The sequence below is a fragment of the Caldicellulosiruptor sp. DIB 104C genome, from assembly GCF_028198085.1.
Taxonomy (GTDB): Bacteria; Bacillota; Thermoanaerobacteria; order Caldicellulosiruptorales; family Caldicellulosiruptoraceae; genus Caldicellulosiruptor; species Caldicellulosiruptor saccharolyticus.
On record NZ_CP116337.1, the window covers coordinates 941,461 to 963,248 of the forward strand.

Annotated in this window: 22 protein-coding genes and 1 pseudogene; 20 read left to right on the top strand and 3 right to left on the bottom strand. The window is 34.3% G+C overall.

The window, feature by feature from the left end; translation table 11 throughout:
• From PGC14_RS04640 to PGC14_RS04670, 7 genes and pseudogenes are all read left to right on the top strand, one after another.
• A pseudogene (locus PGC14_RS04640) lies at positions 1–445 on the top strand (hypothetical protein); the annotation flags it as partial.
• On the top strand, positions 442–777 hold the full coding sequence (locus PGC14_RS04645) for a glycosyltransferase (RefSeq protein WP_271629660.1): 336 nt from the start codon (positions 442–444) through the stop codon (positions 775–777). The pseudogene PGC14_RS04640 and the gene PGC14_RS04645, both read left to right, overlap by 4 nt.
• Before the next feature lie 98 nt (positions 778–875).
• Positions 876–1,538, top strand: a complete 663-nt coding sequence (locus PGC14_RS04650) for a glycosyltransferase (RefSeq protein WP_271629661.1) — start codon at positions 876–878, stop codon at positions 1,536–1,538.
• A 39-nt stretch (positions 1,539–1,577) separates the two neighbouring features.
• Positions 1,578–2,912 (top strand): LCP family protein, encoded by a 1,335-nt coding sequence (locus PGC14_RS04655; protein ID WP_271629662.1) that lies wholly within the window; start codon positions 1,578–1,580, stop codon positions 2,910–2,912.
• A gap of 85 nt (positions 2,913–2,997) precedes the next feature.
• Positions 2,998–3,504 carry a CarD family transcriptional regulator gene (locus PGC14_RS04660; RefSeq protein ID WP_271629663.1) on the top strand — a complete coding sequence of 169 codons (507 nt, stop codon included), beginning with the start codon at positions 2,998–3,000 and terminating at the stop codon, positions 3,502–3,504.
• A 288-nt stretch (positions 3,505–3,792) separates the two neighbouring features.
• Complete coding sequence (locus tag PGC14_RS04665) at positions 3,793–4,422, top strand: YesL family protein (protein ID WP_271629664.1); 630 nt, start codon at positions 3,793–3,795, stop codon at positions 4,420–4,422.
• A gap of 55 nt (positions 4,423–4,477) precedes the next feature.
• Positions 4,478–5,089: a 50S ribosomal protein L25/general stress protein Ctc gene (locus tag PGC14_RS04670; RefSeq protein ID WP_271629665.1), complete on the top strand. Its 612-nt coding sequence runs from the start codon at positions 4,478–4,480 to the stop codon at positions 5,087–5,089.
• Positions 5,090–5,151: 62 nt separating this feature from the next.
• On the opposite strand, the gene argH is transcribed toward PGC14_RS04670, so the two are convergent.
• Positions 5,152–6,531: an argininosuccinate lyase gene (gene argH / locus PGC14_RS04675; protein ID WP_422653040.1), complete on the bottom strand. Its 1,380-nt coding sequence runs from the start codon at positions 6,529–6,531 to the stop codon at positions 5,152–5,154.
• Positions 6,527–7,744 carry an argininosuccinate synthase gene (locus PGC14_RS04680; RefSeq protein ID WP_271629667.1) on the bottom strand — a complete coding sequence of 406 codons (1,218 nt, stop codon included), beginning with the start codon at positions 7,742–7,744 and terminating at the stop codon, positions 6,527–6,529. Before PGC14_RS04680 ends, argH begins: the two co-directional genes overlap by 5 nt.
• Positions 7,745–7,895: 151 nt before the next feature.
• On the opposite strand from PGC14_RS04680, the gene nadD reads away from it, so the two are divergent.
• The 5 genes from nadD to leuS are packed head-to-tail and all read left to right on the top strand — an operon-like array spanning position 7,896 to position 13,120.
• A complete protein-coding gene (nadD, locus tag PGC14_RS04685) occupies positions 7,896–8,486 on the top strand; it encodes a nicotinate-nucleotide adenylyltransferase (RefSeq protein ID WP_011917334.1) in 591 nt (196 codons plus the stop codon).
• Positions 8,483–9,061 (top strand): bis(5'-nucleosyl)-tetraphosphatase (symmetrical) YqeK, encoded by a 579-nt coding sequence (gene yqeK, locus PGC14_RS04690; protein ID WP_011917335.1) that lies wholly within the window; start codon positions 8,483–8,485, stop codon positions 9,059–9,061. Before nadD ends, yqeK begins: the two co-directional genes overlap by 4 nt.
• Positions 9,058–10,269 (top strand): LCP family protein, encoded by a 1,212-nt coding sequence (locus PGC14_RS04695; protein ID WP_039767648.1) that lies wholly within the window; start codon positions 9,058–9,060, stop codon positions 10,267–10,269. Before yqeK ends, PGC14_RS04695 begins: the two co-directional genes overlap by 4 nt.
• A gap of 26 nt (positions 10,270–10,295) precedes the next feature.
• Positions 10,296–10,622, top strand: coding sequence for a ribosome silencing factor (gene rsfS / locus PGC14_RS04700; RefSeq protein WP_271629668.1), 327 nt, complete (start codon positions 10,296–10,298; stop codon positions 10,620–10,622).
• A 44-nt stretch (positions 10,623–10,666) separates the two neighbouring features.
• Positions 10,667–13,120 carry a leucine--tRNA ligase gene (leuS, locus tag PGC14_RS04705; protein WP_271629669.1) on the top strand — a complete coding sequence of 818 codons (2,454 nt, stop codon included), beginning with the start codon at positions 10,667–10,669 and terminating at the stop codon, positions 13,118–13,120.
• A 32-nt stretch (positions 13,121–13,152) separates the two neighbouring features.
• Here the strand turns inward: leuS and PGC14_RS04710 are convergent, their stop codons facing one another.
• Positions 13,153–14,517 (bottom strand): D-alanyl-D-alanine carboxypeptidase family protein, encoded by a 1,365-nt coding sequence (locus PGC14_RS04710; RefSeq protein ID WP_039767654.1) that lies wholly within the window; start codon positions 14,515–14,517, stop codon positions 13,153–13,155.
• A gap of 133 nt (positions 14,518–14,650) precedes the next feature.
• On the opposite strand from PGC14_RS04710, the gene PGC14_RS04715 reads away from it, so the two are divergent.
• From PGC14_RS04715 to PGC14_RS04750, 8 genes are all read left to right on the top strand, one after another.
• Positions 14,651–15,295 (top strand): helix-hairpin-helix domain-containing protein, encoded by a 645-nt coding sequence (locus PGC14_RS04715; RefSeq protein ID WP_039767656.1) that lies wholly within the window; start codon positions 14,651–14,653, stop codon positions 15,293–15,295.
• 63 nt (positions 15,296–15,358) lie between these two features.
• A complete protein-coding gene (locus tag PGC14_RS04720) occupies positions 15,359–15,880 on the top strand; it encodes a YceD family protein (protein ID WP_039767658.1) in 522 nt (173 codons plus the stop codon).
• A 5-nt stretch (positions 15,881–15,885) separates the two neighbouring features.
• Positions 15,886–16,062 (top strand): 50S ribosomal protein L32, encoded by a 177-nt coding sequence (gene rpmF, locus PGC14_RS04725; protein ID WP_039767660.1) that lies wholly within the window; start codon positions 15,886–15,888, stop codon positions 16,060–16,062.
• Between the two features lie 109 nt (positions 16,063–16,171).
• Positions 16,172–16,771, top strand: coding sequence for a 5-formyltetrahydrofolate cyclo-ligase (locus PGC14_RS04730; protein WP_039767662.1), 600 nt, complete (start codon positions 16,172–16,174; stop codon positions 16,769–16,771).
• Positions 16,752–17,825, top strand: coding sequence for an HD-GYP domain-containing protein (locus tag PGC14_RS04735; RefSeq protein WP_011917345.1), 1,074 nt, complete (start codon positions 16,752–16,754; stop codon positions 17,823–17,825). Before PGC14_RS04730 ends, PGC14_RS04735 begins: the two co-directional genes overlap by 20 nt.
• A 23-nt stretch (positions 17,826–17,848) precedes the next feature.
• Positions 17,849–21,274 carry a DNA polymerase III subunit alpha gene (locus PGC14_RS04740; protein WP_271629670.1) on the top strand — a complete coding sequence of 1,142 codons (3,426 nt, stop codon included), beginning with the start codon at positions 17,849–17,851 and terminating at the stop codon, positions 21,272–21,274.
• 48 nt (positions 21,275–21,322) lie between these two features.
• On the top strand, positions 21,323–21,568 hold the full coding sequence (mtrB, locus tag PGC14_RS04745; RefSeq protein WP_011917347.1) for a trp RNA-binding attenuation protein MtrB: 246 nt from the start codon (positions 21,323–21,325) through the stop codon (positions 21,566–21,568).
• Between the two features lie 16 nt (positions 21,569–21,584).
• The gene (locus PGC14_RS04750; RefSeq protein WP_011917348.1) at positions 21,585–21,776 is read left to right on the top strand and encodes a hypothetical protein; all 192 of its coding nucleotides are present in this window, start codon (positions 21,585–21,587) and stop codon (positions 21,774–21,776) included.
• Positions 21,777–21,788: the final 12 nt, after the last annotated feature.

Genomic DNA, 21,788 nt, shown 5'->3' on the forward strand with positions numbered 1-21,788 from the left:
TTCTGATTTTTCAACAAGTTCACTTACATCAAATGTGAGAAGAGAACTTTTGATTGTGTATGGTCTTTCATTTTTGTATGACTATCTTTTCTTGGGTGTTGGAGCAGGAAACAGCAGAGTTTTGATGGAAAAGGTAAGACAGTATACTGTAAACGTGGAACTTCATAATTGGTTTTTAGATGTGCTTGTATGTTATGGTTTAATTGTTTTTGCACTCTATGTAATTTGGATTTTTTATGTAATATACAAACTACTACACGTTAAAGGTTCAAACAATAAATTAAAATTGCCAGCAGTTTCAACAATAGCTTCACTTGCTGCATTTGGTATCTCAAGCATAAGTTCGTCAAAGATGATAGAGATGAGGATTATGTGGTTTTTGTTTGCACTTGCACTTTTTATAATAACAAGTCCACAGGAGGACAAAGGAGAGCCAGAAAATTGAAAAAGGTATTAGTTTTGTCATCTGCACATCCTTGGGACGATGAAAGAGTGTTTAATAAAATTGCAAAGAGTTTAAAAAAAAGGTATGAAACAGTTTTATGTGCCGTAGCAGAGGATGATTTACAGGTTGTAGACGGTATAAAAATCTACGGATTAAAAAAGCTATCGAGAGCAAAGAGGTATAAAAATTATTCAAAGATTATAAGGATAGTAAAAGAAGAAAAGCCAGACATAATTCATTTTCACGATCCAGACCTTTTGCTTCTTGCTTTATATTTTAAGTTGATACTCAAGAAAAAGTTATATACGATGTTCATGAAGACTACTCCTTAGCGTTTAAGGACCGCGAGTATTTACCAAAACTTTTAAGAAGCCTTTTTTCTTCTATTTTTAATCTCTTTGAAAAAAATGTGAGTAAATTATTTGATGGTATGGTTGTTGTCACTGAGGACATTTTTAATAAATTCAATTGCAAAAATAAGGTTATATTAAAGAACTTCCCAACTATTGATATGTACGAAAAAAGGGAGGAGTATAACTTAGATGGCACAATAAATCTTGTTTATATTGGAAGTGTATCATATCAGAGGGGAATTACAAATTTAATTTTAGCGGTAAAAGATTTGCAAAATCTTAATATAAAGTTAGATATTGTAGGACCTGCCGAAAGCAGTAATTATTTTGAAGAAATAAAGAAATTTGAAAATGAAAAGATAAAAATTTGGGGAAGAGTGCCCAAAAGCTGTGTTCCTGATATTTTGAAGAATGCACATATTGGGTTTGTTACTCTTTTGCCATTGAAACGGTATTTGACATCACTTCCACTCAAACTTTTTGAATACATGGCGGCAGGTGTGCCTATAGTTGCTTCGAACTTTGAGCTGTGGGAAGGTATAATTGAAAGTAGCAACTGTGGGATTATTGTTGATCCTACGGATATTGAGCAGATTAAAAGTGCTATTTTGTATTTTTATAACAATCGTCAAGAGATTATAAATAAAGGACAAAATGGATATAGCGCTTTTATTGAGATGTACAATTGGTCAAAAGAAGAGGAAAAACTATTCGATTTTTACAAAAGGATTGTAGGTTAAAACATTTAAAATGGCGGGGAAGGGAGATAAGTTTTGGGTATGGGGAAAATACTAAAAAACAAACTATTAATCATTTTAATAAGTGCAGTTGTGGTTCTTGGGGGCATATTAGGGTATTTGTACAAGATATTTATAATTGATGCAAAACACATTGAAAAGGTTTTTGTTAAAAAAGTGCCGGCAAAAAGTAATAAAGCACAAGTTAAGTACCCATTTGACGAAAATAGTGTCAATGTGTTAATTATTGGACTTGACAAGGCAAGTAATCGCAGTACATATGATTTGCACAGAACGGATACAATCTTATTTTTAAACATAAACTTTAAAGACAAGAAGGTAAAAGGTATTTCTATCCCACGAGACACCTTGACTGAAATATACAAGGTTGGTAAGTGGGACAAGATAAATAGTGCATTTGGCTATGGAGGAGGAGAGAAGGAAGAAGGTTTTTTTTACACAATGGAGACTGTTAGCAAGCTATTAGGTGGTATGCCAATTGAGTACTATGTAGGCTTTGACCTTGATGCAGTAAGAAAAGTTGTAAATATCTTGGGTGGAGTGTATGTAAATGTTGAAGTTCCTGTAAAAGTGAAGACAAAATGGGTTAACATAGATTTAAAGCCTGGGTATCAGAAATTAAATGGTATTGAAACGCTTTACTACGCTCTTTGGAGAAAAACCCCAGGTGGTGATATTGATCGTATTAAAAGAGACAAAGAACTTATTCTTTCGGTTTTTGAACAGTTAAAAGCAAGTAACAAAATAATAACTCTTCCAGAGATATACTGGAAAATAAGACGACATTTTTATACAAATTTATCTCTTCAGCAGATAACATCTTTAGCCTATTTTGCACAGAATATGAAAAAAGAGGACATTGTATTTGAAAGTATTCCTGGCGATTATTTTAACTACATGGGAGTAAGTTACTGGAAGCCTGATTATGAAGGAATAAAGAAGCTCGTTAAGGATTTATTTGGATATGATATAGAAATTGACCTTAAGATGCCAGAGAAATATAAATACGCAAGAAGAATTATTGTAAAGACCAAAAAGGAGAATAATATAAGTTATAGCCATACAAATAAGTCTTATAGTACTGAAAGTAGCCAAAATCAGAACAGTCAAAGTAATTCGGAAGTAAATTTAGTACAGAAGCAGACTGAAACTATAGAAAACAGCACGCAAAGCTCAAGTCCATTTGATGCGCAATGGAGAAATAGTAGTGAGGACACTCAAGCTTTGCCACCTGAAAATGACAGCCAAACTACTCAAGGTGCTCAGCAGCAACAAGCTACAACTGAATCTGAAATTCAAGTCGATACACCGTCTACTTCTTCAGATGTAGTTTCAAATGTATATGGTGGAAGGTAGAAAAAAGATATTTTTGACAAAAACTTTTTAATTAGATATACTTTATTATGTAAAGTTATTGGGGGATGTCATGGGGTGGCAAAGAATGTACAAAGTGGGAGATACCATAATACACCCTTTGCATGGAGCAGGAGAGATAGTTGAGATAGTGGAGGAAAAGGTATTTGACACCGTTCAAAAATACTATGTTGTGAAGATTTTATATAACGGTATGAAGGTTTTAGTGCCTGTCAATAGTGCTGCTGAGATTGGTATTCGCAATGTCATTTCTGAAGAAGAAGCAAACAAGGTGTTTGAGCTTTTAAAAGACAACAATTTCAAGGTTGACATAAATAATTGTGGCAATTACAACAAGCGGATTAGAGAAAACCAGCAAAAGCTAAAGAGTGGGAATATTTATTGTGTTGTTGAAGTTTTGAAAATGCTTGCAGCAAGAGAAAAGGTAAAAGGGTTATCAACAAACGAAAAGATGATGTTTAACAATGCAAAACAGATTTTGGTAAGTGAGCTTGGACTTGCAAAAGGACTTGATATGGAAGAGGTTGAAAAAATGGTAGATAGCATTCTTTTTGAGCTTGAGACAGCAGAATAAGGGGGCTATTTGTGTGGCTGGATTTTTTGGATTTTTTGATTATACAAAGCCTGGTCCAGGAGTGCCAGAAGATCTTCCACCAAAGTCAAAATTTATAGTATTTTTTTGAAGTACTTGCACGCAAGTTTTGGAAACTTTGTTGGCTAAACATTCTCTATTTTCTTGTATCGCTTCCAATATTAGCAATATTATATTTTATGATTGGGAGTTATTTATTGCCTATAATAGAGTCAGTTACAAAGGGCGTTCAAAGTGCAAAGGATGTTCAAACATTGCAGTCTTTTTTTGATGACAGCATTGAGCCTTCTGTTTTTAAGTGGTTTTATGGTTTTTGGAATAGGACCGACAACTGCTGGTTTTACCTATATTGTTAGAAACTTTGCAAGGGAAGAGCATGCGTGGGTTACAAGTGACTTTTTTGAGCACTTGAGAAAAAATATAAAAGAGGGCTTTATAAGCTTTATTGTAGATATATTAGTCATATTTGTGTTTTCTGTTAGTATAAGATTTTACTCATATCAGAGTATAAAGTATCCAAGCGTTGGCATTATAAAATACTTCTTAATATTTACCTTTTTAGTTTATCTCATGATGCATATTTACATCTATCCGATGATGGTGACATATAATCTCAAGGTAAGGCATATATACAAAAACGCATTTATCTTTACAATATTAAAGCTTCCTCATACAATAGGTATGTTTTTATTGATGATCGGAGTATGGGTAATACCATTTTTGCTACTGTTTGTGACAAAATTCCTTCTTGTTTTACTACTCTATCCTCTCATTTGGGTAAGCATCTTGGGTCTTATGCAAAACTTTTATACAAATTACGTATTTGGAATATATTTGAATCCTCAAAAACAAGAAGAGCAAACTGAAAATAAAAGTGATGACAAACACGAGGATAATTAGATATAATAAAATACGTTAAACTACACGTATATCAAAAGAAGGGAGGTACATCTTTATGGAACCAGTGCTTGTCTACAATAAGCGAGAAACTTTTACTAAAAGTAACTTGAACAAGCTCAGAAAAGAAGGATATATCCCTGCTGTTGCATATGGTGATGACATAAAGAGCCTTCCAGGTTATGTTTCTAAAAAGGAGTTTGAAAAGTTATATAAACAAAAAGGATTAGCTGGAAAGATAAAGATATCTATTGACGGAAAAGAGAGGGTTGCTCTTATAAAAGAAGTACAGACTCATTATGTAAAGGGCAATATTATTCATGTAGATTTTCAGATATTGTCTGAGAACAAACCTATATATGTTGAAGTGCCAATAATATTTGAAAATGCAGAGATATTAAAGTCAAGGGGACTTGTGTTACAAAGACAGATAGACACAGTAGAGATAGAAGGACTTCCAAAGGATATTCCTGAACACTTAGTAATTGACCTTATGGAGTATGAAAAACCAACAGCTATAAAATTAAGAGATATAAAGCTTCCAGAGGGTATTAAGATAACAGAGGACTTGGATGAGGTTGTTGCAGTAATTGATGTAAGCGAGATCACAGAAGAGCCAGAGACAGAGGAGAAGAAAGAAGAGGGGGCTTCTTCTGTTTCGAATAGTTAAAAAAGAAGGGACTGAGAGAAAGGTCTTTTCTCTCAGCCCCTTTTCTGTTTTGGGGTTTATATTCATTCATAAGCTCTCAAAAATTCTTTTAAATTTTCAATTTGCTTTTTGACAAGTTCAGGTGAGGTGGCACCATAGCTTTTACGCCTTTTAATACAGTTTTCGATGCTTATAAACTTGTAAACATCTTCTTCAATATTATCGCAAAATCTTTTAAACTCTTCTGTAGAAAGCTCTTCTAATGATTTATTGTTTTCAATACAGTACTTTACAATATTTCCCACAACAAAATGAGCATCTCTAAAGGCTACGCCTTTTGTTACCAAGTAATCGGCAAGGTCTGTTGCATTGATAAATCCAGATTTGCAAGCCAAAAGCATATTTTCTTTATTTACTTTCAAAGTCTTTAATATTTCATTTACAATTATCAAACTCTTTTCAGCAGTGTCGATAGAATCAAACAAGAATTCTTTGTCTTCCTGCAGGTCTTTATTATAGGAAAGTGGTAAAGCTTTTAAAACTGTCAAAAGTCCAATTAGGTTTCCAAACGTTCTTCCTGTCTTACCACGTATAAGTTCGAGTGCATCAGGATTTTTCTTCTGTGGCATTATGCTGCTGCCAGAACAAAATGCATCATCAAGTTCAATGAATCTAAACTCATCGGTATTGAATATAATAAAATCTTCCGCAAGCCGAGAAAGATGCATTTGAAGCATAGCTATATTAAAAAGCATTTCTAAAATAAAATCTCTGTCAGAAACTGTATCTATACTATTTTCTGTAACTCCGTCAAATTCAAGCTGATCTGCCACAAAAAATCTATCTATATCGAATGTAGTTCCTGCAAGTGCAGCACTGCCAAGTGGATTTAGGTTAATTGAGATAAAGTTTTGCCTAAATCTTAAAAGATCTCTTTTTAGCATCTGGGCATATGCTAAGATGTAATGTGAGAACAACACTGGCTGAGCTTTCTGAAGGTGAGTAAATCCTGGCATAATTGTGTCTATATTTTCTTCTGCTAATTTTATAATAGTATCTATTAAATTTTTTATCAGCTCTTGTAAATAGAGATTTTTTTCACGACAAAAAAGCCTTTCGTCAAGTACCACCTGGTCGTTCCTACTCCGAGCCGTGTGGACCTTCTTTCCAACCTGTCCTATTCTCTTTATTAGCTCTTTTTCAATCAGCATATGGACATCTTCATCAGACATATCAAACTCAATTTTTCCTTCTTTAAAGTCATTTAATATTTCATAAAGTGTGTTTACAATTAGTTTGCCTTCATCTTCAGGTATAATATCACATTTTGAGAGCATCTTCACATGGGCAACAGAGCCCATAACGTCATACTCAAAGAGGTTAATATCAACCATGATAGAAGCATTGAACTCATCAAATATCCTTGCTGTATCTTTTGAGAACCTACCCTGCCACAGTTTAATCTGAATCACCCGCCTTCTTGTTCACCATTCCGAATACCTTCAAAGGTAAGCCAAACAAGTTTATAAATCCTTCTGCATCTTTTTGATTATACATCTGGTCTTCTTCAAATGTTGCAAGGTCTTTGATGTACAGTGAATTTGGTGATTTTGAACCAGCAGAGTAAATATTACCTCTGTACAACACAAGTTTTACTGTACCATTTACAACTTCTTGGGTTTTGTCAACAAATGCTGAAAGTGCTTCTCTTAAAGGTGAGAACCAAAGCCCATCATAAACAAGTTCAGCAAATCTGATAGCTACCATCTCTTTAAAGTGTAAAGTTGCTCTGTCAAGGCAAAGATATTCTAATTCTCTATGAGCATAGTGCAAGATTGTCCCGCCAGGTGTTTCATACACGCCACGCGATTTCATTCCCACAAGCCTATTTTCAACTATGTCAACAATGCCAATTCCATGTTCTGCTCCTTTTTTATTTAAATACTTCAAAAGTTCAACACAATTCATTTCTTTGCCATTTATCTTAATCGGAACACCTTTTTCAAACTCTATTTCTATAGTTTCTGGCTCATCATTTAATGAAAAAGGATTTTTTATAATCATTAACACTTTTTCAAAATTAGGCATGTTCCAGGGATCTTCCAACTCAAGTCCTTCATGCGACAGGTGCCATATATTCCAATCAGTACTGTAACTTTCTTCTTTTTTGAAAGGAATATCTATTCCTTTTTGGGCAAGGTAATTTAACTCGTCTTCACGTGATTTTAAGTTCCACATTCTCCAAGGAGCAATTATTTTTATATTTGGCATAAGTGCCTTTATTGTCACCTCAAATCTTACCTGGTCATTACCTTTGCCTGTGGCACCGTGAGCTATTGCATCAGCATTTTCCTTTTTAGCAATCTCAACAAGCCTTTTTGCAATTAGCGGTCTTGCCATTGACGTGCCAAGAAGATATTTTCCTTCATAAACTGCACCAGCTTTTAGAGTAGGGAATATATATTCCTTTACAAATTCCTCTTTGGCATCTTCAATATAAACCTTTGATGCACCAGTTTTATAGGCTCTTTCTTTTATGGTCTCAAAGTCATCTTCTTGGCCAACATCCACTACAACTGCAATGACCTCACAGCTGAAGTTTTCTTTTAGCCATGGTATTATAACAGATGTATCAAGCCCGCCTGAATAAGCAAGGACTACTTTGTTAAGTTGCATCTTCAATTCCCCTCACTTAATTGATTTTTATTAAATTATACACCCAAATGAATAATTATTCAACAGTTCTTTCTTTAATTTTCTTGAGATTTAAAAGGATTTATTTTATTATAATATCTTAGATATGCTTATAAACTCAAGGAGTTTTTAAATGAAAGTAGCTATCTTTGGTGGAACATTTAATCCTATTCATATAGGACATTTGATTATGGCACAGTATGTTAAAAATTTTTCTGAGGTTGACAGAGTTATCTTTGTACCCAATGGTGTACCACCGCATAAAAATGTTGATATCGCATTGCCTGAAGACAGATTTGAAATGGTAAAACTTTCAATTGAAGATAATCCAGACTTTGAAATAAGCGATTTTGAAATAAAGAATAAAGAGCCGAGCTGGACTATAAATACCTTAAACTACTTTGCCACCTCTTATGAGAAAGTGTATTTCATACTAGGAAGCGACAATCTTTTTGAAATTATAAAATGGTACAGGGCGGAAGAGATTTTAAAAAAATTTCCTATTATTGTTTTGCCAAGAGAGAGGAATACAACTTTGATAAGAAGACAAATTGAAGAGCTTGGTATACAGTTTAGTGCAAAAATGGTTCTGATAGATATGCCTATTATTGACATTTCTTCGACAGAGATTAGAAGACTGATAAGAGAGAATAAAAGCATAAGATATATGGTGCATCCCAAAGTGGAAGAATATATAATAAGAAAGGGGCTTTATAAAGAGTGAATATTGATACAATCAAAGAGAAACTGAAAGAACTTTTGGATGAGCAAAGGTTTGTCCATTCACTTGGGACAATGGACTGTGCAATGATGTTAGCCAAAAGATTTGATGAAGATGTCCAAAAGGCGATGATTGCAGGGCTTGTTCATGACTGTGCAAAGTGCCTCAAAAAAGAAGAGTTGTTGAATTGTGCTTTCAAATCTGGTATAGTTATAGATAACATAATGATAAGTCAGCCAGAGCTTTTACACGGCCCAGCAGGATATTATCTTGCAAAGGAACTTTTTGGAATTTATGATAGTGATATATTGAACTCTATAGCCTATCATACGACAGGAAGAGAGAATATGACAAAATTAGAAAAAATCATCTATGTTGCTGATTTAATTGAACCATCAAGAAAATTCAAATCGGTCGAGCTTATTAGAAAGAAATCATTTGAGGATCTTGACAAGGCAGTAGTTATGGCCATGGACAACACTATCAAGTATGTAATTGAAAAAGGCGGGCTTATACATCCTTCTACTATTTTTGCAAGAAATCAGTTAATTCTCAAAGAAAGCGGGGAAGACAGTTGAAGAGGATACGACTTAAAAAACAGGCAAAGATATTTTTAAGTTCTTTTCTGATAACAGTTGCTATTGTGCTTATAGGTATCTTAGCAACTGCATTATATATTAAACAAACAAAGACATTACCTCCAATTTTGAGCAACATTATTGAAAAGGTAACAAACACTGAGCCTGCTGATATAGAAGACAAGCTTCCTATGAATATTCTTGTTCTGGGATGTGATGAAAAGCAGGGTGGAAGGTCAGATACAATAATGCTTGTTCATATACAAAAAGACTTTCAACCAATTGTAATTTCAATACCAAGAGATACAAGAGTAAAAGTTGAGGGGATAAAAGGGTATTCAAAGATAAATGCTGCTTATGCCTATGGGAAATCAAAGCTTGCTGTAAAAACAGTAGAGGATGTTCTTGGTATAAAGATTGACAAGTACGTGGTTGTAAACTATGAGGCTGTTGAAAAGATAGTGGATTTGGTTGGTGGTGTTGATGTTGAGGTACCATTCCACCTTTATTATGTTGACACAACACCTGGCAAAGAGCTTTATATTAATATCCCTGCTGGTCTTCAGCATCTTGATGGCAAAAAGGCTGTGGAGTTTTTGCGCTGGAGACACAACTCAAATGGCAAAGAATATGGTAGAGGCGGCGATTTAGGACGCATAGAGATGCAAAGAAAACTTTTATATGCCCTCATTGAAAAGATGTTAAAACCACAAAACATAGTAAGACTTCCACTAATTGTCCAGACCGTTTCTAAATATACTGACCATAATTTTACAAAAAATGAAATAATGTGGTTTATACAAAATGTTGGAAAGTTCAATACACAAAATATCATGATGACAATCTTACCAGGGTATCCTAAATATATTGACAGAGTCTCTTATTACATCTTAAATGAAGAAAAATGCAAAGCTTTAATTGATGATTTAAATGAACCTGAGGTATTAAAAGATAGTATGAAGATAAAAATCTTATCAGGGTCATTTGATGATAAAGCAACCCAGCTTAAAAATGACCTTGAGTCAAAAGGATACTCAAATGTTAATCTTGGAAGGGTAAGTAAGCTTGAAAGCAGCAAGGTTGAGTTAAAAAGAGTAAATAGAAAATACTTAGAGTTATTAAAAAATGACATTAACCTTTCCACTTATCAAGTTGTATACTCTCCTGATTACAATGACAAATTTGATGTGTATATTAAAGTTAAGTAAACTAAAAAAGGGGTGACAAAATTAAATTGGAAAAGATACTTCAAATTGTAAGGATTCTTAGTCAAAAAAAGGCCCAAGACATTGTAGTTTTGGATATATCAAAGCTTACAATAATAGCAGACTACTTCATAATATGCAGCGCTTCAAATATCCAGCATGTCAAGGCACTTGTTGAGGAGATAGAAGAAAAGTCTCCTGCTGATATCCTCAGAATTGAAGGAAGAGAGAGTTATAGATGGGTTGTTGTTGATTATGGAGATGTAATTCTTCATATTTTTCATGAAAAAGAAAGAGAATTTTATAATTTAGAAAGGCTATGGATAGATGCTCCGAAGGTGGAAATAGCAATATAGTTTTTTAAAGTACTCAAAAGATAAGATTAATGGGGGTATGTTTTATGGAATACAATTTCAGAGAAATTGAAAAAAAATGGCAGCAAAAATGGTTTTCACAAAACAAGTACAAAGTTACAGAAGACAGTCCAAAACCAAAGTATTACGTGCTTGAGATGTTTCCATATCCTTCAGGGAAACTCCATATGGGACATGTAAGAAATTATTCAATTGGGGATGTTTTTGCACGGTTTATGAGGCTCAAAGGATATAATGTATTGCATCCAATGGGCTGGGATGCTTTTGGACTGCCCGCAGAAAATGCTGCTATTAAACATGGAATCCATCCTTCTGATTGGACATGGTCAAACATTGAGAACATGAAAAGACAGCTAAAAGAGCTTGGCATAAGCTATGACTGGGACAGAGAGGTTGCTACATGCCACCCTGAATATTACAAATGGACACAGTGGATGTTTTTGCAATTTTACAAAGCCGGACTTGCATACAGAAAAAGGTCGTATGTTAACTGGTGTCCGTCCTGTGAAACAGTTCTGGCAAATGAACAAGTTGTAAACGGAAGGTGTGAAAGGTGTAAATCTCTTGTTGGTAAAAAGGACTTAGAACAGTGGTTCTTTAGAATAACCAAATATGCAGAAAGACTTCTTCGCGATATAGAAAAACTTGATGGTTGGCCTGAGAAAGTCAAGATTATGCAGAGAAACTGGATTGGAAGAAGTGAAGGCGCAGAAATTGAATTTGAAATAGACGGTCTTGGTAAGAGAATAAAGGTTTTCACAACAAGACCTGATACACTTTTTGGTGTGACATACTTGGTTTTGGCACCAGAACATCCACTAACAAAAGAGATAATTGCAGGAAAACCACAAGAGAAGGAATGTCTTGAATTTATTGAGAAGATGCAGTATCTAAACGAAATTGAGAGGACATCAACAGAGACGGAAAAAGAAGGAAGGTTCACAGGTGGGTATGCTATACATCCGCTGACAGGAGAAAAGGTGCCTATTTGGATTGCAAATTATGTACTTGTGGACTATGGAACAGGTGCAGTAATGGGTGTTCCTGCTCATGACCAAAGAGACTTTGACTTTGCAAAAAAATATAACCTACCCATAAAGGTTGTCATCAAAGGTGATGAAGTTGACATACAAAATCTTCAAAGCGCTTATGAAGGGGAAGGAATTTTAATTAATTCGGGTAGGTTTGACGGACTAAAGAACACAGAGGCTATGAAAAAGATTACAGAATACCTTGAAGAAAAGGGTTATGGCAAGGCTTGTGTTACTTATAAACTAAGAGATTGGCTAATTTCTCGTCAGCGCTATTGGGGTGCACCAATTCCTATTATATACTGTGATGACTGTGGAATTGTACCTGTTCCAGAAGAGGAATTGCCAGTACTTTTGCCATACAATGTTGAATTCAAGCCAACAGGCCAGTCACCGCTTGCTTATTGTGAGGAGTTTGTAAAAACAACCTGTCCAAAATGTGGAAAACCTGCAAGAAGAGAAACTGATACAATGGACACCTTTATATGTTCATCTTGGTACTACTTTAGATATACAGACCCCCAAAATTGTGAAAAACCATTTGAAAAGTCGCTTGTAGACTATTGGCTTCCTGTTGACCAATACATTGGTGGAGTGGAGCATGCTATACTACATCTTTTATATTCAAGGTTCTTTACAAAAGTGCTTTACGACCTGGGCTATGTGTCATTTGAAGAGCCATTTAAGAATCTTTTGACCCAAGGTATGGTGTTAAAAGATGGTGCGAAGATGTCAAAATCTCTTGGTAACATTGTTAGCCCTGAAGATATAGTTGAAAAGTATGGAGCTGATACAGCAAGGTTATTTATCCTTTTTGCAGCGCCACCAGAAAGAGACTTAGAGTGGTCAGACCAGGGCGTTGAAGGATGTTTTAGATTCTTAAATAGGCTTTGGAGACTTTACATTGAACTAAAAGATAAGCTTTCTGAAAGCATTTCAACTGGTCAGTCTGAGCTTGACGAGGAACTTAATTATAGGCTAAATTACACTATTAAAAAGGTTACTGAGGACATAGGTGAGAGGTTTAATTTCAATACTGCAATTAGTAGTATAATGGAGCTTTTGAACTTCTTATATGACTATAAAGAAAAAGGCAGTTTAAATAGAGAACTAATTTTAAAGACACTAAAGAACCTTTTGGTTTTAATATATCCATTTACGCCTCATATAGCATGTGAACTATGGGAGATTATGGGATTTGAAGGAGACATCGAAGATGTTTCATGGCCTGAATATGATGAAAGTGCGCTTGTTAGAAAGAATGTTGAGATAGCTGTTCAAATAAACGGTAAAATCAGAGCAAGGTTTGACATTCCTGCAGATATCTCTGAAGAGGAACTGAAACAGAAGATCATGAATGATGAGAAAATTAAAACTCTTTTAAAAGGAAAAGAGATTGTGAAGTTTATATATGTTAAAAATAGACTTGTTAACATTGTCATAAAATAAAGAAAAGAGGGTCAAGATCGATGACCCTCTTTTTATTTTAGCTTTTTGTTTGGAAATGAAGAAAAGTCTATTGTCTTTGTTGACCTTAATCTGAGTTTTACTCTTTTTCTTCTAAGTCTTATTATAGTTGCTATCGCGAAAATAAATATTAACCCTACAACAGCTAAGAGAAAATCAAATAAAAACTTCATTCCTTTGACAAACCCTTTTTTTACAGTATGTATGACTGATGTAACTTTTGACTGAGGAATGTAACTTTCATATGAGAGTATAGGGATTGAAGAAAGCAAGTTCCCCGCACTGTAAATATATACATTTCCAATTACTGTATCTTTGTTTATTGGCGGTTTAATGTCTTTTAAAAAGGTTATATGGTAAGTAATATCTTGGGTTTTTGAATTTGTGTTTTTATTTTTTAGCACATAAAATGAAGATTTGATATAACCATCAATCCACTTTTTATTAACTTTGTCCACCATTACTTTTCCAATAATCTGATTTTGTTTAAACAGCTCTTCTTTTCTGAAATTGTTAAAACCATAGTCAAAAAGTTTGATTGCATCAGCAAAAGCGTCGTCTGAGGATAGAATAACTGCAATAAGGTCTATATCATCTTTTTTAGCAGAGGCAATCAAGCACCTTTTTGCTTGAGCAGTGTAGCCTGTTTTCATGCCATTTGCGTATGGGTAATAATATTTTGAATTTTTACGTAAAAGCTTATTGATATTGTATATAATCTGCCAATCGGGTTTTTTGTGCATAGAAGCTGTTGTAATTTTATATTCAACTGTTGATACAATCCTTCGCAAAGTTTCATTTTTATAAGCTTGCTGGGCAATTAAGCTCAGATCATAAGCTGTTGTGTAATGTTGTGGATTGTGAAGCCCGTTTGGATTTACAAAGTGTGAGTCCTTTGCACCAATATTTAGAGCAAACTGGTTCATTTCTTTAACAAACTCTTGTATGCTGCCAGATATATTTTCAGCAATTACATTAGCAGCGTCGTTTGCGGAAATTAAAAGCATTGCATAAAGTGCGTCTTGAAAAGATATTGTTTCGCCTTCATTAAGGTAATAACTGCTACTCCCAGGCTCTATCATGATGGCGTTTTTGGAGACTTTGAACAATTTGCCAAGGTCTTTTTCCTTCGAGAGTGCAACAAGGGCTGTTAGGATTTTGGTTGTGCTTGCTGGAAAGCACCTTAAGTTTGGATTCTTTTGAAAAAGTATTTGTCCTGTGTTTGCCTCAATGAGAAGTGCCGACTTGGCACTTATATCTGGTAATAAAGTATTACTTTCTTCTTTTGAATAAACCGGTACTGGCATAAGTAAAATTAAGAAGATTAGTAAAGCAATCCTCAAGCAACTAAAAGGAACCTTTTTAGACTTTTGTGTCATTAAAACATGTTGCCTCCTTTAAAAGCCTTTGATATGTATGATAAAATAAGTATATATTATACAGACAAATTAAGTCAATTGTGAACATTCCTAAGCATTATTTTGCATTTGACCAAAGAAGGAAGGTGAAATTGTGTTTTCATTCTCAAAAAGAGAAAAGATGATGATTGCCATAATTGTACTACTTCTTCTACTGAATATATTTCAATATGTAACACACACAAATACAAGTGAAAATCTTGGTCAGCAGATAAAGCTTGACACACAGGTAATAGATGAACAGAGTCAAGAAAAGGTAGATGTGCAAACAGACAAACCCTATGAACAACAAAAGTGTGTAGTGTATGTCTGTGGCAACGTAAAAAAGCCTGGGGTTTATGAACTTCTGAGTGGTAGCAGAGTAAACGATGCAATAGAGGTAGCTGGTGGCGTTTTACCAAACAGTGATATAAATAGCTTAAACCTTGCTGAAAAGATCCAGGATGGACAGAAGATTTACATTCCCAAAATTGGTGAGATGCAGACTCAAAGCAATCTGGCTTCTGAGGTAGCACAAAACAGTACAAGTTCGTCAGGCCAAAGTGGTAAGATAAATATTAATACTGCCTCAAAAGAGGAGCTGAAGACTCTTGATAGAATAGGTGATAAACTTGCGGAAAGGATAATAGAATATAGACAAAAACATGGTCCGTTTAAAAGTATAGAAGAAATAAAAAATGTAAATGGCATAGGGGATAAGATATTTGAAGCTATTAAGGATTCTATCACAGTTCAATAAAGAATTGACAAAACTCAAATAAAAGTTTATAATACAACCGTTATGATATGAGGTGACTTAAAGATGAGATTAGATGTATCAAAACTAAAATCACATGGTGATTCAGAAGAATTTGAATTTTGTGAAACATGGGAAAAGATAGAATTCAGAGGTGATATCTTATTCTTTGTTGAACCAGTTATTTTTTATGGGATTGCAACAAAGAAAGGGAATGTAATTGAGGTAAGTGGTAATATCAGAACAAAACTTAAGACAACTTGTTACAGATGTACGGAGGATGCTTTCATTGAGGTTGATGTTCCATTTTATGAAGAATATTCAAACAAAGTAGAAGTTCGAGATGATGATGTAATTCAATTTGAAAATGAGGTAATAGAATTTGATGAAAATGTCATTGCAACCATTGTATTGTATCTTCCAATGAAATATTTATGTAAAGAAGACTGCAAGGGGTTGTGCCCTATTTGCGGTACCAATCTCAATTTCAATTCGTGCTCATGTGAAAAGAATGAGATTGATCCAAGACTGAGCGTTCTAAAAACACTCATAAACGAACTTGACACAGATGAAAAAAGGGAGGTGTGAAAAAGTTGGCTCAACCAAAAAGAAGATGGTCAAAGCAAAGAACGCATAAGCATAGAGCAAATTGGAAAATTAAGGCGCCAAATCTTGTTGAGTGTCCACAGTGCCACGAGATGAAACTTCCACATAGAGTTTGTCCAAGTTGTGGGTATTATAAAAACAGAAAAGTAGTAAATGAAGACTAATCGAAATAGCCCTGAGTGGATTTTCAGGGCTATTTTTACTTATGAAAAAAAGATATTTTAATTTTTATTAAAAATGTGATAAATTAAAATGCAAAGGGTGAATTTTCTCTTGCAAAAGAAAAAAATAAGAAAGATAATTGGAATTAGAAGAAGACTGATAAGTAATTTTCAAAAGTTGCATCTTGATATATTAGTCTACTTAAACTTAAAGAAATTTCTCTCAAAGTTAAACTTTAATACAGTGTTTGTATATATGAACTTGCCATATGAGGTTGATACAAGCAGGATTATAAATTACCTTTCTGCAAAAGGTAAAAGGATTTGTGTGCCCAAAATTGTTGACAGGATCAGAATGATTGCTGGAGAGTATAGAAAAGATGGCAAACTAAAAAGAAACAGGTTTGGGATTGTTGAACCAAAAGAAACTATAGAGGTAAATCCATCTGATATAGACGTTTGTATAATTCCCCTATTAGCCTTTGACCAAAGTTTAAATAGAATAGGATTTGGCAAAGGGTATTATGACAGGTTTTTAAAAGAGGTGGAGCCTTCTTGTTTAAAGGTTGGGGTAGCGTATCATTTTCAAAAAGTACCAAAAATTTTTTCTGAAAGGCATGATGTTAAGCTTGATGTTATTGTGACAGATAGGTTTATTTTGACAAGAGAAAACAAATATAGGGGAGAATACAATGAGAAGGATACTACTTAAAAATGCCAAGGAGAATATGGTGCTTGCAAAAGACATATACAGTGAGGATGGGAAGGTTTTAGTGGCTTCAGGTCAGAAGCTTACAAACAATATGATAAAGAGGCTAAAGGATTTTGGTGTGTATGATATATACATCGTGGATGACAACATTGACATAGTTGAAATAGAGGATGTTATTACAAAGGAGATTAAAGAAGAAGCATTTAAGGTAGTGAATACTGCTTTCAGCGCAGAGTATATCAATACACAAGAGATTACCCCGGAGATAAAAGTACTTGTTAGCAAGATAATTTCTCAACTTCTTGAGCAAAAAGAAGTTATACTAAACCTTTGTGATATCAGGACAGTTGGAAACTATACCCTTTTTCACTCACTTAACACTACCATCTTTTCCCTTCTTGTTGGAATAAAGCTAAATTATGACTATGACAAATTGCTATCCCTTGGAATGGGTACTTTGCTGCATGATATAGGTAAAGTAAAAATTCCAAGAAATATATTAAATAAAAGAGGACCGCTTCAGGAAAAGGAATACGAAATGATCAAAATGCACACAATTATGGGGTATGATATCTTAAACTCTGAGTACAAATTTGACCAACATGTATCTGAAATTGCTCTTTATCATCATGAAAGACTGGATGGAAGCGGTTATCCTTTTGGGAAGACAAGGGATGAGATACCACAAACGGCCAAAATTGTTGCTGTTGTGGATGTATTTGATGCACTGGTAAGTGACAGGGAGTTCAGAAAACGATTAAAACCTCATATGGCAATTGAATACCTATTGAATTCATGTTCGACTCACTTTGACAGCTATATAGTATCAAAATTTGTTACATTTATATCATTATTCCAAGTTGGAACACCTGTGATTTTGAACACAAGAGAAAAGGGTATTGTAGTACATAACAATCCAAGATTTCCATCTCGCCCTATTGTGAGAATCTTTTATGATAGTGAAGGTAGAAAACTTCCGTATAAAAAAGATATAGATTTGGCATTAAATTTTCACTATTATATAGTGGATGTTTTAGAAGATATAGAACTTTAAAGGCAAGAAAGGTGTAATATAAGATGAGCTTTGTCCATCTTCATGTACATACAGAGTATAGTTTGCTTGACGGAGCGGTTCGTATAGAGAGTTTATTTGAAAGGGTAAAACAGCTCAACATGCCCAGTATTGCGATAACAGACCATGGCGCAATGTATGGGGTTGTCGACTTTTACAAGGCAGCAAAAGAAAACGGGATAAAGCCTATTATTGGCTGTGAGGTATATCTTGCTCCACGTTCGCGTTTTGACAAAGAACCAAATATTGACAATGATATTCACCATCTTGTGCTTCTTGCTATAGACAATGAAGGGTATAAAAACCTTTCAAAAATTGTCTCAATCGGGTTTGTAGAAGGCTTTTATTATAAACCAAGAGTTGACAGGGAAATACTTTCAAAGTATTCAAAAGGCTTGATTGCGCTAACAAGCTGTCTTGCAGGAGAGATACCAAAATTTATTCTAAGAGACCAGAAGGAAAAACTAATGGATGCAATTAGTTTTTACAAAGATGTCTTTGGTAGCAATTTTTACTTTGAACTTCAATATCATGGGATTGACGAGCAAAGGTTTGTAAACAGTGAACTTATAAGATTATCTAAGAAATATCAAATTCCTGTTGTTGCAACAAATGATGTACATTATCTAAAAAGAGAAGACAAAGAGATTCACGATATATTGCTTTGCATTCAAACAGGAAAAACAATACATGAAAGTAATAGAATGGAGTTTCCTACAAGTGAGTTTTATCTCAAATCTGCTCAAGAGATGGAAGAGATATTTGGATACATTCCAGAGTCCCTTAAAAATACCTTGGAAATTGCAGAGAAATGTAATGTTGAATTCGAATTTGGGAAGATTAACCTTCCTAAATTTCAGTTGCCAGAAGGAAAATCTGATGCATTTGAGTATCTTAAAGAATTGGCATTTGCCGGATTTGAAAAAAGATATTCCAAAGAAGACAAAACTGCATATGACAGGCTTTTAATGGAATTAAATGTAATCAGAGATATGGGCTTTACTGAATACTTTTTGATTGTCCATGATTTTATTAACTATGCGAAGCAGAATAATATAATGGTGGGGCCTGGGCGAGGGTCTGCTGCAGGAAGTATTGTTGCGTACTGCCTTGGAATCACAAACGTTGACCCAATCAAGTATAACCTACTTTTTGAAAGATTTTTAAACCCCGAGAGAGTGTCTATGCCTGATATTGACATTGACTTTTGTTATCAGCGAAGGCAGGAAGTCATAGACTATGTCACTAATAAGTATGGAAAAGACAGAGTAAGCCAAATTATAACATTTGGTACAATGGCGGCAAGAGCCTCAATAAGAGATGTTGGAAGGGTACTTGGTGTACCATATGCACAAGTGGACGAAATTGCTAAGATGGTACCTTTTTCACCAGGTATGACAATTGATAAGGCGCTTGAAGTAAATCATGACCTTAAAAAGATTTATGAGCAAAATGAGACTGTCAAAAGAATAATTGACACTGCAAGAAGTCTTGAAGGAATGCCACGCCATACTTCTGTTCATGCAGCAGGGGTTGTTATCTCAAGTTGTCCTATAACTGATTTAGTACCTTTGGCAAGGACAGAAGATGCCGTTGTTACTCAATTTCCAATGACCACTTTAGAAGAGCTTGGGCTTTTAAAGATGGACTTTTTGGGTTTGAGGACTCTTACTGTTATTCAAAATACCTTAGAGCTTATAAAAAAACATCGCAAGATTGAAATTGACTTAGACAAGATTGACTACAATGACAGGAGTGTCTACCAATTCATTTCTGAAGGAAATACAAATGGAGTGTTTCAGCTTGAAAGCAGTGGTATGAAACAATTTATGAAAGAGTTAAAACCAGAGAACTTAGAAGATGTAATAGCAGGTATATCTCTTTTTAGACCGGGCCCCATGGACCAGATCCCAGTGTATATCCAAAATAAAAACAATAAAGAGAAAATAGAATATTTACATCCCAAACTTGAGCCAATTTTGAATGTCACATATGGGTGTATCGTTTACCAAGAGCAGGTCATGCAAATATTTAGAGAACTTGCAGGTTATTCACTTGGGAGAGCTGACTTGGTAAGACGTGCAATGGCAAAGAAAAAGGCTGACATTTTAATGGAAGAGAGGGACAGGTTTATTGAGGGCGCTGTAGCAAATGGCGTTGATAGACAGACAGCTGAGAAGATATTTGAAATAATCGAAGACTTCGCAAGCTATGCATTTAATAAATCTCACGCAGCAGCATATGCTATATTGGCATATCAAACAGCTTACCTAAAAAAATATTTTACAATTGAGTTTATGACAAGTTTAATAACCAGTGTGATGAACTCAAATGAAAAGGTTGGGATGTATATTGAGGAGTGCAGAAGGTTTGGAATCTCAATTTTACCACCTGATATAAATAAAAGTAGTTATGATTTTACAATTGAAGGAAATAGTATCAGGTTTGGCTTGAGGGCAATTAAAAGCTTGGGTGAAAATGTGATTTCTCATATTTTGAAAGAACGTGAACAAAATGGAGATTTTAAAGATTTGTATGATTTTGTAATGAGGGTAGATAATAATACAGTGAACAAAAGAATTATTGAGAACTTAATAAAAAGTGGTGCTTTTGATTTTACTAAAATAAATAGAAATTCATTATTAGCTTCTGTAGAAGATATTCTGACAATTAAACAATCTCAAAAGAAAAATGCAAATCAGGTTACGTTTTTTGAGATTTCAGAGGACAAGACGGAGATGTTTTCTTATAAAAACCTTCCTGAACCGACGGCTGAAGAACTTTTGCAAATGGAAAAGGACACAATAGGAATTTACATAAGTGGTCATCCCCTAGAAAAGTATGGAGATTTGATTTCAAAATACAATGTTGTAAGTTTAGCTGAACTTTCTAACATGACAGAAGATGATGAATATAAGTACCAGCAAATACTTGTCTGTGGGATATTAAAAGAAGTGAAAATTAAGCTGACCAAAAATAATCAAACAATGGCGTTTGCTAAAATTGAGGATTTGACAGATACTTTAGAGGTTTTGTTCTTTCCAAGTGTTTATGAGAAGTATTCGCATTTGATTAAAGAGAATGCAATTGTCTTGATTGAAGCCAAAGCTACATTTAGAGAGGACGAGGGTGTTAAAATTGTTGCACAAAAAATAGACAGACTGGGCGAAAAAGCACAAACATCATCTTCTCAAAAGAATTCCAATAAAGCAATTGCAATAAAAACAGATGAGGACTCTATTTTAAAATCTAAAAAGTTTACCTCATTTGTCAGGTTCTTTACTGGCAGTTCAAAAATCATTCTTTATTACAAGCAAAAAAGACTTGTTTCAAAATCAAACATGTGCATAGATATAAATCCTACTGTAATACAGCAGCTCAAAGAGTGGTTCGGTGAAGAAAATGTGTGGCTTGAAGATTTAGATTCTTGATTTTTAGGTATTTTTGTTATAATATTTGAAAAGAGGTGAGAAACAATAATGAACGAAAATTTATACGAGTACAAGAATGGTGACTATATAGTAGTAAAAGCGTTAGAGAACGGAGTAAATGTAATAGGTCTCACAAGGGGAAAAGACACAAAACTTCACCATACTGAAAAATTGGACAGTGGTGAGGTATTGCTTGCCCAGTTTACTGAGGTGACCTCAGCAATAAAGGTAAGAGGCAAGGCAGAGATTTATACCAAATTTGGGGTTGTGATTTCAGAATCCCAAAATAAATGATTTAGAAGGTGTTTTTATGTGGGAAGTTGTATATATAACCTCCAACAGTGAAATAGCCAACAAAATAAAAGAAGAATTAGAAAAAGTGGGAATACTTGCAAAGGTTAAAGCAATTTCGCAAGAGGGGCAAGAAGGGTATTTTGAGATTATTGTTCCTGAGACAGATGTCAATGAAGCACATAACATAATTATTGAAAAAGGATTTTAAATTTTACGGAAA

What these genes read in the sequence shown, in the direction of transcription:
- PGC14_RS04660 (WP_271629663.1), top strand. Translation starts at nt 2,998, where the DNA reads ATGTACAAAGTGGGAGATACCATAATACACCCTTTGCATGGAGCAGGA.
- PGC14_RS04710 (WP_039767654.1), bottom strand. Translation starts at nt 14,517, where the DNA reads ATGACACAAAAGTCTAAAAAGGTTCCTTTTAGTTGCTTGAGGATTGCT.
- PGC14_RS04650 (WP_271629661.1), top strand. Translation starts at nt 876, where the DNA reads ATGGTTGTTGTCACTGAGGACATTTTTAATAAATTCAATTGCAAAAAT.
- PGC14_RS04720 (WP_039767658.1), top strand. Translation starts at nt 15,359, where the DNA reads ATGAGATTAGATGTATCAAAACTAAAATCACATGGTGATTCAGAAGAA.
- leuS (WP_271629669.1), top strand. Translation starts at nt 10,667, where the DNA reads ATGGAATACAATTTCAGAGAAATTGAAAAAAAATGGCAGCAAAAATGG.
- mtrB (WP_011917347.1), top strand. Translation starts at nt 21,323, where the DNA reads ATGAACGAAAATTTATACGAGTACAAGAATGGTGACTATATAGTAGTA.
- PGC14_RS04665 (WP_271629664.1), top strand. Translation starts at nt 3,793, where the DNA reads ATGACAGCATTGAGCCTTCTGTTTTTAAGTGGTTTTATGGTTTTTGGA.
- PGC14_RS04740 (WP_271629670.1), top strand. Translation starts at nt 17,849, where the DNA reads ATGAGCTTTGTCCATCTTCATGTACATACAGAGTATAGTTTGCTTGAC.
- PGC14_RS04735 (WP_011917345.1), top strand. Translation starts at nt 16,752, where the DNA reads ATGAGAAGGATACTACTTAAAAATGCCAAGGAGAATATGGTGCTTGCA.
- nadD (WP_011917334.1), top strand. Translation starts at nt 7,896, where the DNA reads ATGAAAGTAGCTATCTTTGGTGGAACATTTAATCCTATTCATATAGGA.
- PGC14_RS04670 (WP_271629665.1), top strand. Translation starts at nt 4,478, where the DNA reads ATGGAACCAGTGCTTGTCTACAATAAGCGAGAAACTTTTACTAAAAGT.
- PGC14_RS04750 (WP_011917348.1), top strand. Translation starts at nt 21,585, where the DNA reads ATGTGGGAAGTTGTATATATAACCTCCAACAGTGAAATAGCCAACAAA.
- PGC14_RS04680 (WP_271629667.1), bottom strand. Translation starts at nt 7,744, where the DNA reads ATGCAACTTAACAAAGTAGTCCTTGCTTATTCAGGCGGGCTTGATACA.
- PGC14_RS04655 (WP_271629662.1), top strand. Translation starts at nt 1,578, where the DNA reads ATGGGGAAAATACTAAAAAACAAACTATTAATCATTTTAATAAGTGCA.